The 14,727-nt window shown below is 51.7% G+C and carries 11 protein-coding genes; 6 read left to right on the top strand and 5 right to left on the bottom strand.

Going from position 1 to position 14,727, the window contains the following annotated elements:
• Window positions 1-106: 106 nt before the first annotated feature.
• Both hcp and J1836_RS01300 read left to right on the top strand, forming a co-directional pair.
• Window positions 107-1,774: a hydroxylamine reductase gene (hcp, locus tag J1836_RS01305; RefSeq protein ID WP_207249468.1), complete on the top strand. Its 1,668-nt coding sequence runs from the start codon at window positions 107-109 to the stop codon at window positions 1,772-1,774.
• Between the two features lies 1 nt (window position 1,775).
• The gene (locus J1836_RS01300; RefSeq protein ID WP_207249467.1) at window positions 1,776-2,846 is read left to right on the top strand and encodes an FAD-binding oxidoreductase; all 1,071 of its coding nucleotides are present in this window, start codon (window positions 1,776-1,778) and stop codon (window positions 2,844-2,846) included.
• Between the two features lie 60 nt (window positions 2,847-2,906).
• On the opposite strand, the gene J1836_RS01295 is transcribed toward J1836_RS01300, so the two are convergent.
• Window positions 2,907-5,177, bottom strand: coding sequence for an NADP-dependent isocitrate dehydrogenase (locus tag J1836_RS01295; protein ID WP_207249466.1), 2,271 nt, complete (start codon window positions 5,175-5,177; stop codon window positions 2,907-2,909).
• 207 nt (window positions 5,178-5,384) lie between these two features.
• On the opposite strand from J1836_RS01295, the gene aceK reads away from it, so the two are divergent.
• The 3 genes from aceK to J1836_RS01280 are packed head-to-tail and all read left to right on the top strand — an operon-like array spanning window position 5,385 to window position 9,872.
• Complete coding sequence (gene aceK, locus J1836_RS01290) at window positions 5,385-7,130, top strand: bifunctional isocitrate dehydrogenase kinase/phosphatase (RefSeq protein WP_207249465.1); 1,746 nt, start codon at window positions 5,385-5,387, stop codon at window positions 7,128-7,130.
• A 12-nt stretch (window positions 7,131-7,142) separates the two neighbouring features.
• A complete protein-coding gene (gene recG, locus J1836_RS01285; RefSeq protein WP_207249464.1) occupies window positions 7,143-9,227 on the top strand; it encodes an ATP-dependent DNA helicase RecG in 2,085 nt (694 codons plus the stop codon).
• 9 nt (window positions 9,228-9,236) lie between these two features.
• Window positions 9,237-9,872: a Uma2 family endonuclease gene (locus tag J1836_RS01280; RefSeq protein ID WP_242632686.1), complete on the top strand. Its 636-nt coding sequence runs from the start codon at window positions 9,237-9,239 to the stop codon at window positions 9,870-9,872.
• A gap of 3 nt (window positions 9,873-9,875) precedes the next feature.
• On the opposite strand, the gene J1836_RS01275 is transcribed toward J1836_RS01280, so the two are convergent.
• The 4 genes from J1836_RS01275 to J1836_RS01265 all read right to left on the bottom strand — a co-directional run bounded on the left by J1836_RS01275 (window position 9,876) and on the right by J1836_RS01265 (window position 14,083).
• Window positions 9,876-11,180 (bottom strand): ATP-binding protein, encoded by a 1,305-nt coding sequence (locus J1836_RS01275; protein WP_207249463.1) that lies wholly within the window; start codon window positions 11,178-11,180, stop codon window positions 9,876-9,878.
• A gap of 227 nt (window positions 11,181-11,407) precedes the next feature.
• On the bottom strand, window positions 11,408-11,587 hold the full coding sequence (locus J1836_RS21375; RefSeq protein WP_242632685.1) for a transposase: 180 nt from the start codon (window positions 11,585-11,587) through the stop codon (window positions 11,408-11,410).
• Between the two features lie 4 nt (window positions 11,588-11,591).
• Window positions 11,592-11,912: a transposase gene (locus J1836_RS21370; protein ID WP_242632684.1), complete on the bottom strand. Its 321-nt coding sequence runs from the start codon at window positions 11,910-11,912 to the stop codon at window positions 11,592-11,594.
• A gap of 419 nt (window positions 11,913-12,331) precedes the next feature.
• A complete protein-coding gene (locus J1836_RS01265; RefSeq protein WP_207249462.1) occupies window positions 12,332-14,083 on the bottom strand; it encodes an SUMF1/EgtB/PvdO family nonheme iron enzyme in 1,752 nt (583 codons plus the stop codon).
• Window positions 14,084-14,207: 124 nt separating this feature from the next.
• On the opposite strand from J1836_RS01265, the gene J1836_RS01260 reads away from it, so the two are divergent.
• Window positions 14,208-14,717, top strand: a complete 510-nt coding sequence (locus tag J1836_RS01260; RefSeq protein ID WP_207249461.1) for a hypothetical protein — start codon at window positions 14,208-14,210, stop codon at window positions 14,715-14,717.
• Window positions 14,718-14,727: the final 10 nt, after the last annotated feature.

Here is a 14,727-nt window from a genome sequence, read left to right as displayed (position 1 = left end):
GTAAATACCTGAGCGTAATGGAAGGACTTGACGGCGGTCAAGGCAAGCGCGATCAAGAATGCCTAGAGTGCCCGACACCCGCTATTCAACCAAAGGAAAAACCACCATGTTTTGCTATCAATGTGAACAGACCATGCGCACCGATACCCTCGACGGCTGTGCTACCGACAAAGGCGTTTGTGGCAAAGATGCCAACACCTCTGACCTTCAGGACATCCTGATTTACCAGATCAAGGGTATTGCCCAGTACGCGCAACTTGCTCGCAGCGTCGGCGTCATCGACAAAGCGGTGGATGACTTTATTCAATACGGTTTTTTCACTACCCTGACCAACGTCAACTTCACCGCGACACGCTTTGTGAACATGGTGCAGGAAGCTGCCCATATCCGTGACAGCATCAAAGCGCAATACGTCGCTGCTGCAACGGCGCAAGGCAAACCGCTCGTAGAACCCGCAGGCCCAGCACAGTTCCAACCTGCCACCGACATGGACGGCATCCTCAAACAAGAATCCGTTGCGGTGGTAAACAAAGATCACGAGCTAGTAGGCGAAGACGTGAACGGCTTGCGGGTGCTGATTACCTACGGCATGAAGGGCGTGTGTGCCTATTCCCATCATGCGCGGACACTGAGCTATCACGAAGACGACATTGACGCTGAAATCGAACGGATTCTGGCTTACCTGACCACGAATCCCACCGACATTGAAGACCTGTTGGCTCAGGCATTATCCGCAGGTCATCTGAACCTGAAGGTCATGGATTTGCTGGATCGTGCTAACAATGGCACATTTGGTGATCAGGAAATTACCCAAGTACGTGTTACCCCTGTGGAGGGCAAAGCCATCCTCGTCAGCGGTCATGACCTGCACGATCTGGCGCAGATACTCGAACAGACCAAAGACCAAGGCATCAACGTGTATACCCACGGTGAAATGTTGCCCGCCCATGCCTACCCCGGCCTGAAAAAATACGCGCATTTGGTAGGGAATTTCGGTGGCGCATGGCAAGACCAGCAACGCGAATTTGCCGAATTCCCCGGCCCGATCATACTCACATCCAACTGCATCATTGAACCAGCCAAAATTTACCGCCAGCGCATCTTCACCACCGGCCCAGTCGGTTGGCCCGGTGTGCGTCACATTGATAACGGGAATTACGCGCCGCTGATTCAAGCTGCCAAAGCATTGCCCGGATTCAAGCAGGATGAGGAAGCCAAAACCATTACCACGGGCTTCGGGCATAAGACTGTGCTGGGCGTAGCTGACAAAGTGGTGGATGCAGTTAAATCCGGCGCTATCAAGCATTTCTTCGTGATCGGTGGCTGTGACGGCGCAAAACCGGGGCGCAATTATTACACCGAACTGGCAGACAAAACCCCAGATAACACCATTATGTTGACCTTGGGCTGCGCCAAATACCGCTTCAACCAGCATGACTACGGTAACATCGGTGGCATCCCGCGCCTGTTGGATATGGGGCAATGTAACGATGCCCATTCTGCCATCAAGGTCGCAGCGGCACTAGCGAATGCGTTTGAATGCGGCGTGAATGAACTGCCGTTGTCACTGATGATTTCCTGGTTTGAACAGAAGGCCACGGCGGTGCTGTTATCCTTGCTGGCGGCTGGAGTGAAAGGTATTCATCTGGGGCCAAGCCTGCCGCCTTACCTCACGCCCAACCTGCTAGCGGTGTTGTCGGAACGCTTCGACCTGCGGGTTAACCACTCGCCGGAAGAAGACCTGCAAACCGCACTGGGCAGAGCGGTAGCCTGACATGCCAACCCACCACATACAACTTACCACCAGCGACGGACAAACCCTATCCTTCGCCTGCGAGGCAAGCGAAGACCTCATTACAGCGGCGGAGAAAGCGAATATTTTTCTGGCAGCCCAATGCCATGCCGGGTCTTGCGGGGCGTGTATTGCTCAGTGCGAATCCGGCGAATTCACCTTGGGTGAATGCAGCACGGATGCTTTGAACGATACTGACCGCGCCAAGCAACAAGTATTGCTGTGCCGGACATTTCCCCGCAGCGATTTGACCATGCGTCTGCCGTATGCTCATAGTCTGGTACGCTTTGAAAAAATCCCGGTACGTGAAGCCGAGATTGTCGCCAAAACCTACCTGACCGAAGACACCATCAAGCTTGATCTGCAATTGCTGCCGGATGACGACGGCAATCTGAGTCTGGATTTTGAACCGGGGCAATTCGTGGAACTAACCCTTCCCGGCACGGACAGCAAACGCGCTTATTCGCTAGCGAATGCACCGAACTGGGATGGCACACTGGAATTTCTGGTTAAACTGCGTCCACACGGGAAGTTTTCGAGCTTCCTTCACGAGACGGCAATTCCGGGCATGAGACTGACGCTGGAAGGACCGCTTGGCACCTTTATTCTTCAGGATAATGGCTTGCGCCCGCGTTATTTTGTGGCCGGAGGTTGTGGTTTGGCCTCAATCATCTCCATGTTACGACGCATGGCAGAATGGGAGGAACCGCACCCAGTCAAACTGTTTTTCGGCTTGTGGAGCGAAGAGGAAGTGTTTTTCCAGCAGGAGCTGGCTGATCTGGCAGCAATCTATCCGAACCTTCAGTACCAGATTTGCGTGACCAATGCTTCGGCGAGCTGGTCGGGGTATCAAGGTTCGGTGGTGGCAGCGTTTGCCGAAGCCTTGCAAGCAGAAGAGAGTAAACCGGATGTGTATATTTGCGGTTCCCCCGGTTTGATTGAGGGCATTGCAGAAGTGGCGGAACCATTGGGGATTGCGCGGGATGCGCTGTTTTACGAACGTTATATTGCCAATACGCCGGATACAGAACCGACCCGTTGTGAGGTAAGTTAACAGCGTGCTTCGCCAGCGGATGAGAGGTCGGAGAGGGCGTCATCCGCTGGTTAGCATCAGTTAGTGACGAGCATCCAACTCCGCCGCACTAAAACCCGGCATACGTGCCGCCATAATCGCATTCGTGAACGTCGCACTCGGACGCATCACCGCTTTGGTCTTTGCAGAATCGGCAAAGAAATAGCCGCCAATATCCACGGGTCGCCCTTGAGCGTCCTTCAGCTCTGCCAGAATTTTTTCTTCATTTTCCGTCAGGACTTTCGCCAGCTTGCCAAAATGCTCCGCCATTTCCGGCTCTTCGGTTTGCTTGGCAAGCGCTTGCGCCCAATACATCGCCAGATAGAAATGATTGCCACGTGTATCCAATTCGCCAGTACGCGGTTTCGGTGACTTATCGCTCAACAACACATTCCCGATAGCGTCATCCAGCGTGACCGAGAGCACTTTGGCTTTATTGCTACCGTATTGTCTAGCCACCTGTTCAAAGGAAACCGTCAGTGCCAGAAACTCCCCTAAGGAGTCCCAGCTTAGATGGTTCTCTTCCAACAATTGCTTCACCAAGACTGGTGCAGTACCACCTGCACCTGTTTCATACAAACCGCCGCCTTTCATCAAAGGGACAACCGACAGCATTTTGGCACTCGTGCCTACTTCCATGATCGGGAACAGGTCAGTCAGGTAGTCACGCAGAATATTGCCGGTCACGGAAATCGTGTTCTTGCCACGAATAATACGCTCCAGACTGAAACGCATCCCGCGCAGGGGGGACATAATGCAAATATCAACATCCGTCAGATCGTGATCCTTCAGGTACATTTTCACCTTCTTGATCAGCTCGTATTCATGCGGACGGTACTCATCCAGCCAAAACACCGCAGGCAATTGTGATTCACGCGCCCGTCTGACCGCCAGACCCACCCAGTCACGCACCGGCAGATCTTTGGTCTGGCACATACGCCAGATGTCGCCCGCTTCCACCTTTTGTTCAATCAGGACATTGCCCTGATCATCCACAATACGCGCCACGCCATCTTCGGGAATTTCAAAAGTCTTGTCGTGCGAACCGTATTCTTCGGCTTTTTGTGCCATCAAACCAACGTTCGGTACCGTACCCAGTGTTCTGGGGTCGAACGAACCGTGGGTTTTACAGAAGTTAATGATTTCCTGATAAATCCGCGCAAAGGTACTTTCCGGCATCACCGCCTTGGTATCTTTCAACTTACCCGCCGGGCCATACATTTTGCCGCCATTGCGGATCATGGCTGGCATCGAGGCATCCACGATGACATGGTTCGGGGAATGCAGATTGGAAATGCCTTTGGCGGAATCCACCATCGCCAGTTCCGGGCGATGTTCGTAACAGGCATGAATATCCCGCTCAATTTCTTCACGCAACGAGGTCGGCAGCGTGGCAATTTTTTCATACACACTGCTCATGCCGTTGTTCGGATTGACACCCAGTTCCTTGAACAACTGCGCGTGTTTTTCAAACAGCTCTTTGTAGAAAATCTTGACGCAGTGGCCAAACACAATCGGGTGCGAAACTTTCATCATGGTGGCTTTGACGTGCAGCGAGAACATGACGCCGGTTTCCTTCGCGTCATCAATCTGCTTTTCATAGAACTCGCACAGCGCTTTTTTGCTCATGAACATGCTGTCGATGATTTCGCCTTCCAGCAGGGACACTTTAGGCTTGAGTACGATGGTTTCGCCGCTCTTGGTCACCAGATCCATGCTGACATCGCAAGCATGATCCAGCGTCAGGCATTTTTCACTGCTATAGAAGTCACCGTGATGCATGTGCGAAACGTGTGTCCGTGACGCTTGACTCCATTCCTTCATTTCATGCGGGTAGGTTTGGGCGTAACGCTTGACGGCGGCGGGGACGCGACGATCCGAATTGCCTTCACGCAGCACCGGGTTTACCGCACTGCCCAGCACTTTGGAGTAACGGCGCAGCAGGGCTTTTTCTTCTTCGGTTTGCGGATCTTCGGGGTAATCTGGCAGCGGATAGCCTGCTGCTTGGAGTTCTTTGACCGTGGATATCAGTTGCGGTACAGACGCACTGATATTGGGCAGCTTGATAATATTGCTATCCGGTTCTTGTGTGAGTTGCGCCATGACTGCCAGCTCATCCGATACCTGTTGTTCTGCTGTCAGATAGTCCGAGAACTCGGCAAGGGTACGGGCAGGTAGCGACAAATCGCTTTTGGTGATTTCAATACCCGCACCTGATGCAAAGGTACGAATAATCGGTAGCAAGGAACAAGTCGCCAGCAGTGGCGCCTCATCCGTCAAGGTGTAAATTACTTTTGGTGTATCATTATTCATGTAAGATCATTCCTCATAGCGTCATTGTCTTACAATTTTATATAGAATAAGCGAAATAAGCCACTAAATCCGCAGATAAAAACACAGATTGTCGACAATCAAGGCGAGTGTGATGCCTATGCGCTGCTTTGATACCTTTGTTGCAGCGCACATAAATATTCCTGTAACATCTTGAGCACCTTTTGGCTTCGTTGGATTTCGTTGGCTATGTCAGAATCTGCACTCAACCTCAATCCTCTCGCGGGTGGCATTGCCACCACTATCCTGCAAGGCTTTAACCGACACTTTGAGATTTTCCAGCAAATCACCTCCGGCGCACGGCAGCGGTTTGAGGATGCAAATTGGGATGCGGTACAAGCAGCCTCACAAGAACGTATCGTGCTGTATGACCGACGCGTGAAAGAAACCATCGAAACGATGCGCGAGCTGTACCACATTACCAGCATCGACCCCGAACTGTGGCGCGAAGTGAAATACTGTTACATGCGCCAGTTGCTCGACCACCAGCAGCCAGAACTCGCCGAAACGTTTTATACCTCGGTGTTTTGCCACCACTTTCCGCGCCAGTACTACACCAATACGTATATTTTTGTGCGCAGCTCCATGTCAACCGAATACGTCGATTCGGAGGAAACCAGCTACGTTTGCTATTACCCCCACAGCATTGGGCTGCGGGAAGCCATTACGCGTATTTTGAAGAACGCGGGTTTCGGGTTGCCCTTCGAGAATTTAGGGCGGGATTTGCGTAATATTTACCGCGCCATCGTCCAACACTACCCCGGCAAAGCATCACGCAAAGCGCAATTAAATTTTCAGCTTTCCGTGATTCGCCACCCCTTTTTCCGCAACAAAGCCGCGTATATTGTCGGACGCATGATCAATGGGCGTGACGACATCGCGTTTGCGTTGCCTATCCTCAATAATGAGAACGGTGGCTTGTACATTGATACGCTACTGCTGGGTGAAAAACAGCTTTCAGTGGTATTCAGCTATTCGCAGGCGTATTTCATGATGGAACACCAAGTGCCTTCAGCGGTAGTATCCTTCCTGCAACAATTGCTGCCACGGCGCAATACCTCGGAACTGTATTCGGCGATTGGCTTACACAAGCAAGGTAAATCGGCGTTTTACCGCGACTTTTTGCATCACTTGCGCCATTCCAGCGATGCATTCGTGATTGCACCGGGGATACGCGGGATGGTGATGATGGTATTCACCCTGCCCTCCTACCCCTACGTGTTCAAGATTATTAAAGACAAATTTGCACCGCAAAAGGAATTCACGCGCCAACAAGTCGAAGCCAAATACCAGTTGGTGAAACGCCATGATCGGGTCGGGCGCATGGCGGATATGTTGGAATATTCCAATGTCGTCCTGCCTGTCGAACGTTTTGTGCCGGAATTGTTACAAGAATTGCAGGAAACCTGTGCCAGCAGCATCAGTTTTGACGGCGACAGCGTGATATTCCGGCACATTTATTTAGAGCGGCGCATGATTCCGCTGAATATCTTCATCGAAACCGCCGACGATGCCCTTCTAGAACGGGTCATCGAAGACTACGGTAACGCTATCAAACAACTGGCGGGTGCGAATATTTTCCCCGGCGACTTCCTCTACAAAAACTTTGGGGTCACGCAACTGGGGCGGGTGGTGTTCTACGACTACGACGAAATCACTTACATGACGGAATGCAACTTCCGCAAGATTCCGCCGCCACGCTTCCCCGAAGACGAATTCCGTTCCGAACCGTGGTATTCGATTGAGCCAAACGACGTGTTCCCAGAGGAATTCGGCACGTTTCTGCTATCTACGCCCAGAATCCGCAAGTCTTTCCTCAAATACCACCGCAACTTGTTGGATGCGCGTTACTGGCAGGCGAAAAAAGACAAGATCGTGGCAGGGCAATACGAAGATGTGTTCCCGTATCCAGAGGCATTGCGCTTCAAGCGATAGTATACTCACGGCATGAGTGAACCAGCCGAACCCGACTTTTTGCAACAACCTGTCACCGCCCTGCGTGGGGTCGGTGATGCGGTAGCGGAAAAGTTGGTACGGTTGGGCATCTTGCGGGTGGCGGACTTGCTGTTTCACTTGCCGATGCGTTATCAGGATCGCACGCGCATTTACCCCATCGCCAGCCTAAAAGTCGGGCAAGAAGTGCTGGTCGAAGGTGAAATCGACTACGCCGAGGTGGTGCAACGTGGGCGCACCATGTTGCTGTGCTACCTCAACGACGGCAGCGGCACGCTGATCTTACGCTTTTTCCACTTTACCTCCGCCCAGAAATACAGCTTGCGCAAAGGCGTGTTACTGCGCTGTTTTGGTGAAGTGCGCCAATCCGGCATGAAGCTGGAAATGGCACACCCCGAATGCCACTACCTCAGAGCCGATGCCCCCGAACCGATTGCGAACACGCTGACCCCCACATATCCCACCACCGAAGGTTTGCAGCAACGCAGCCTGCGCCGCTTAATCGACTTGGCGTTGGAGCATGTCGACACATTACCCGATCTATTGCCGGAAAACGTAGTACGGCAACACCGTTTTCCGCCACTGGCGCACGATTTACGCAAATTGCATACGCCGCCATCCGGTTCAACCGTGGAAGGAATGCGCCCGCATCGGCTGATTTTCGAGGAATTGCTGGCGCATCAGCTCGGTGTGCAACAAGCACGGCACGAACTTAAACAAGTGCAAGCGCACGCCATGCGGGAAGACAATCGCTATTGGCAGCAATTACGTCGCGCCCTACCCTTTGCCCCTACGAACGCACAAAATCGCGTGATTGCGGACATTACCCACGATTTGCAGCAAGACGTACCGATGAATCGCTTGGTGCAAGGCGATGTCGGGTCGGGCAAAACACTGGTCGCCGTCGCCGCAGCCTTACACGCGATTACCAACGGCTTTCAGGTCGCGCTCATGGCACCGACTGAATTGCTAGCGGAACAGCATTACCAAAACTTGGTACGCTGGCTCGAACCCTTGGGTATTGAAACGGTATACATTTCTGGCAATCAAACCCCACGGCAACGCCGCCGCAAGGTGGAGAACCTGCTGCTGGGCATCGGGCATATCGCGGTCGGCACACACGCCCTCTTCCAACGCACGGTGGAATTCTTGCAATTGGGGCTGATCATTATCGACGAACAGCACCGTTTCGGCGTGCATCAGCGCATGGCATTGCGCGAAAAAGGCAAGCAAGGCGAGCATTACCCGCACCAATTGGTGATGACAGCGACACCGATTCCGCGCACGCTGGCAATGACAGCTTATGGCGATTTGGATTATTCGGTGATTGATGAATTACCGCCGGGACGTACACCGATTACCACCGTTGCCCTGAACAATGAGCGCCGCGATGAGGTCATCGAACGGATCTCAGCCGCATGTCGCGAAGGTCGGCAGGTGTATTGGGTTTGCACATTGATCGAAGAATCCGAAGCGCTGCAATGTGAAGCGGCGGAAGTCACCGCTGCGACGCTGCACGAACGCTTGCCGCATGTGGCCGTTGGACTGGTACACGGGCGGCTGCATGGTTCGGAAAAAGAAAACATGATGCGCCAATTTAAGCTGGGGGAAATTCAGCTTTTGGTAGCAACGACGGTGATTGAGGTGGGGGTGGATGTGCCGAATGCGTCATTAATGGTGATCGAAAATGCCGAACGCATGGGTTTGTCGCAGTTGCACCAGTTGCGCGGACGGGTTGGGCGCGGCAGTGTTGCCAGTAGTTGCGTATTGCTGTATCAACATCCGCTGGGCAGGACAGCGCGGAAACGACTGGATGCGATGCGTACTACCACCGATGGTTTTATGATTGCGGATATTGATTTGGAATTACGCGGTCCCGGTGAAGTGTTGGGGACGCGCCAGACAGGCGATGTGCGCTTGCGCGTGGCGAGTTTGCTGCGTGATCAGCATTGGCTGCCAGCCGTGCAAGCGGCAGCGCGGGATGTGGTGGCGCATTACCCAGAGCGCGTGGCAGCGCTGACGCAACGCTGGTTACAGCAGCCGGATGGCGAAACGGCGACGCAGTTTTTCCAAAGCTAAACACCTGCTATGCTAACATCAGCACTAGGCAAATCAGTGGGTGACGTTATGGCAGCATTGGCAGAGAAATTTGATTACCTTTCAATAGAAGACTATTTGGCAGGCGAAAAGATCAGCGAAATCAGGCATGAATATGTGGATGGTCAAGTCTATGCAATGGCTGGAGGTAGCCTCAAACACAACCTGATTGCCGCCAATATCTCAGGACTGTTGTGGAGTCATTTACGGGGGACTTCCTGTGTCCCGCTGAGTAGCGACATGCTGTTGAAGACGTTGGGTAAACGCTTCCGTTACCCCGATGTTGTCGTCGTGTGTGACGATGATGCCTCAGACGATGATCAGATCAGAGAAAGCCCCATCCTCATTATCGAAGTGCTCTCCAAAAGCACCCGCAAAAAAGACAAAGGCGAAAAACGGCTGGAGTACCTCGCCATCCCTAGCCTGCTAGAATACGTGCTGATTGAGCAAGATTTTGCCGAAGTCGAAGTGCAACGCCGCAGTGCCAGTTGGCAATCCGCTTATTACTTTCTGGGGGATGAGGTAGTGCTGGAATCGGTCAACGCCACCCTGCCCGTCGAAGCCATTTACGAGCGGGTTAAGAATGACGATGTGTTGGCGTGGTTGGAGCAACAGCAGGCAGGTTAAGTGCTACAAACACAACCATTCCAACACATGGCGAATGTCGATGCTTAAACCGTCTTGTACCACCGTTTCACTCTCATCCAACGTCAAAATCAGTGGCTTGATGGGCTTGTGCAACTCCGCTGCGGCAACCGCAAACACACGCAATTCGCGCTGACGGGTGGCGCTATCTTGCAGCGTTGCACACACTTGAATCAGTTCGTAGCAATCATCCCGCTCCACTAAAAAATCCACTTCCAGATTATTGGCCGTCTTGTAGTAAAAAGCGTTTTCATGCCGCCGTTTCAGTTCCAAAAACACAATATTTTCGAGATTCTGAGCAATCTTGGCGGATACGCTGAATGACACGTTATTGGACAAGCCAGTATCTACCGCATAGAATTTCTTTGGATTAACCACCTGCTTTTTATACGAATAATCAAATTTGTTGAGCGTAAAAATCAAGTAAGCACCTTGCAGAAACTCCACATACTCGCGAATCCTCTCAAACGACACATTGAAGGTGTTTTTCAGCTTGTTGTAGGCATTCAAAGTGGCGTTATTCGACAGCAAAAACAGCGACAATTCCTGAAGAACCGCAAAATTATTCAGCTTATGACGGCTGACAATATCGCGTAGCAAAATCGAGTCGAAGTAAACTTTAAGCGTTTCTTTCGCCAGTAATTCGTCATCGGTTAACGCAATTTTGGGGAAACCGCCAAACGCCACGTAGCGCCTGAAAAGCTGCTTGACCTTAAGCTGTTGCTGGATAAAGTCCGCCCGTGAGTGAATCTCAACCGCGTGGAATAGCAAGAATTCTTTGAAGCCCAGCGGGTAAACTTCCACATCAAGGTAACGCCCGGTGAGCGCCGTACCGAATTCCACCCCCAGCAATTGCGAATTCGAGCCAGTGACGTACAACTTGCTGCTGCCTATTTCGTATTCCTTCAGCACCCATTTTTCCCATTGGGGAATGTTCTGCACCTCATCCAGCATAATCACGGTGTCGCCTTGCGGCTGCACGTATTCCAGCCACGTTTCCTTGATTTTTTCCAACAGGGTAAGCGGCTCGAACAAAGAGAAACGCTGATCTTCAAGGTTCACGAACAGGATGTTTTTGGCGGGCATTCCACCCGCTTGCAGGCGTTTGATTTCGTTGGTCAGTAGAGTTGATTTACCGCTGCGGCGCACGCCCTTGATCACAATCACTTCGCCGGACTTGGCTTTGCGGGCGATTTCTTGCTCGTACAATGGGCGGCTGAAAGTGGGGGGTAACGGCTTGTTCCAAGCGTTCCAATCGCTCAGGATAACGAAGATTTTGTCTTTTTCCATGAGGAGTCCTCCGATTTTACGACTGACTATACATTAAAATCAGTCAAATATACGACTGATTTACCTTCTTTTCATGTCATGAACGGACGGGTAATGCCAACCAAAGTATCAGCAACCGTAGGGGCAGACCCCTGTGTCTGCCCTCTTCGCCTGAAAAAGGGCAGACACGGGGGTCTGCCCCTACATGTGCAGGGTATCGTTTCCATCAGATGGGGTTTGTGGTGATGTTACGTGTGTAAGGTATCGGTTTCCCATTGGGCTGGATTGGTGGTGATGTAGGCGGCAATTTCACGCAGGGATTGTTCGGTGCGGATAATGTGTTCCCAATAATTACGCTGCCATAATTTGCCGGAAAATGCCTGCCAATGATGGTATTTAACCCCATCGACATACTGTTTCGTGGTCATCGTTTTAAACCGTTGCACCACATCCGGCAAGCGACAACTTCGGCTGAGGAGTGTCGTGGAGAGTGATGATTCCGTGGATGTGGTTGGGCATAACGACAAAGTGTTCAATACCGATGCCGGGGTAGTGGTTTGGGATTTCATCCCACACCCTTTGTATCATTTTTCCCGCATCATTCGGGTGCATTTCACCATCCCTGATGTCCCCAAACAGGCATTCACGGTTATGGGTGCAAATGGTGACGAAATACAGACCGTTTTGGGAATAATCATAGCCGTGCAGACGAATAGAATGCCGATGATGAAGATCAGGATTATAATTTGACATTCCTGTTATCCCCCTTATTATTTGATTTATTAATACGTTAAACCCCACGAACGAAAATATCCACCGTAGGGGTAGACCCCCGTGTCTACCCTCTTCTCTTTAATCTTCCTTTCTCTTCTCTCGCTATCCGTCTCTTTCTGGGGTCAACCACCGAGAAGAAAAGAGGGGGAGGAAGAGGGCAGACACGGGGGTCTGCCCCTACGATTATTTATCCTTTTCTTGGAAAAAAGAATTTGATTATATGCAAAAATGCCGTCGGCAGGGGTTGCACCCCTGCACCCTGCAAAAGCTCGTCTGACTCCAACAAACGCTACGGCTACTCCGATAACGCCGCTGCATTTGCCGGACTCAGCCGCGCCAAGACTTTGCCGCTTCGCGGCCTGTTGCGGCTAAAGCCGCCCTGCTTGGCTCAACTTGACCTAGGGGAGGACGAGGCGGAAGCCGTAGTCGTTGTCCCGATTATCCGGCGTGAGGAAGTCACGGTTAGCGGAACGCACGAGCCGAGCAGCGCTGCGCCACGAGCCACCGCGCAACACGCGGTAAGTGCCACTAAAAGCACCTTTAGGGTTACTGACAGGAGAAGACGAATAATCCCCATACCAATCTTGACACCATTCCAACACATTGCCATGCATATCACTCAGACCATAGCCATTCACCGCAAAACTCCCGACAGGCGCGATATACTCAAATTTGTCACCACAGGAAACATTGTCACAGTTGACATTTCCCTTGCCAATCGCATTGCCCCAAGGATAAGCAGTATTCGCACCACCAAGCGCCGCGTATTCCCATTCTGCTTCGGTCGGCAGGCGATAAGTTTTACCCGTTTCTTTATTCAACCACGGAATATATTTCTGAGTAATATCATACCAACTGACATTGATCACTGGACGATTGCCACGCCCCAAACCCTTATATTCTGCGTGCGGGCAAACTTTGGCTTGTTCACAAGCATCCCATTGGTCGAAGGTCACTTCGTATTTGCCCATCCGAAAAGCATTGAGGGTGACTTCGTGAGTGGGTTTTTCATCGTCATCACACTTATCCATACCACTCACTACATCACGGCTTTCCACGCACCCCATCGTGAACGTACCTGCCGGAATCGACACCATTTCAGGCTCATACTCTAAGCGAATAGGCTTGAGTTCGACATTCAGTGTTTGATCACCCGCAGCAATAGTGAACGCCTTTTCCTGCGGCTGATAACCATCAGCTTCGACTTTCACCACATAATCATCTGGCTGCAACAAGATACCAGAGCTATAACCCACACCACCCGACAGGCTAATTTTGGCATTCTCTGGCTTGGTGTTAATCGTCAGCGCGTAACGTATCGCCTCCAACGTCAGGCTAACTGCTGCATCTTGATCCTTGATGGTGACAACCTGTTCAACAGGTTTGTAACCATCAGCCATTGCTTTGACCGTGTATGCACCCGATTTCCACACTTTACCTGCTTCATAGGCATCGCCATCAACCGTGATAGCTGCATTTTCCGGCGTAGTTTTGACGGTTAACTGATAACTTTTGGGTACTTCCGGTTCGACAATTGGCGGCGTAACAGGCGGTTTAGACTCAACTGGCGCAGCGACAACCTTGGGTTGAGCAACAGGCGCGGCTGGTTGCACCAGCGCAACGAGATATTCCGCAGAAAAACCGCCCTTTTGCTGCCAATACACACCCCCACCTGCCACCGCCACAGCAGCCACGCCCGCTAACACCGCACCCATCCGAGATTTCGATGCTGGCGGTGGCTGAAGTGGCTGAGAACCACGCCCTAAGAACCCGTAAATCTGTGCTGCCAATTCAATAAAAGCAGGATGATCGCCTTTGCCATTCCAACCAGTGAAATCACCCGCCTGCAACAATCCAAAACCAAACGGTAACTCAATCGCATCAATCCTGATTGGAAACAGCACATTGCGGCTTTTAGCTTTGTTGGCTTCCTCCAACACCCATTCTGACTGTATCGAATGCTTTGACCAAACCACCACGACACAACGGCTATTGTTAATGGCTTCTTCAATCTTACGATGCCAATTTTCGCCTGTGTGGATAGACTGATGATCCCAAAACACTGACCAGCCCTGTTGCGCCAATGCTTGAAACAGCGGCTTTAAACGGTCACGGTCTTTGGTCGAATAACTGAGAAAAATATCGTGCATACTGATAACTGATAGCAAATTTCCGATAAACGGATAATAAACGATCTGACAACTAGAAGGGATGTTTTGCATCACAAAGTTGCGCTATTCTGTCAGCGTTATTAAACACACTGAAGGACTGCTTATGATCTGGCTCGACTGGCTGACCAAATGGAAAATGACCAAGCTGCAACTCAACCCGCCCTTCCTCAACATCGAACTGAAATTTGCGGATGCTGACAAGGATGCCGCGTGGGAAATGTACATCGAACTGCTGACCCGCATCACCACCCAAACGCTCGATACCGCTGACGGGGATGAAAAAGCCGCACTCGACAGCATCTACTCGCTGTTCCCCACCACTCGCAGCATCATCAAACAAAACGGACGCGACAGCCTGCAATTCACCAAACTGGCGATAGTGGTACTGAACCAAATTATCCGCCCCTTCACGTCAAAATGGCACAAACTCTCCGATTCTGGTGCATTCGGGGATGCCGCGCAACGCCTTGCCTTCCGGCAAGAACTGACCGAACTACAAGCCGATTTGCGCCGCTACACCGGAATGCTGGGCGAAATGGCGGGCGTGGAAGCTGACTTGCTACAGTTGCAACCACCGGATGGCGAAACGGCGACGCAGTTTTTCCAAAGCTAGTTTTTACCGC

This window comes from Thiothrix fructosivorans, assembly GCF_017349355.1.
Lineage (GTDB): Bacteria > Pseudomonadota > Gammaproteobacteria > Thiotrichales > Thiotrichaceae > Thiothrix > Thiothrix fructosivorans.
Note: the sequence above shows the minus strand (reverse complement) of the source record. Positions and strands in the feature narration are given on the sequence as shown.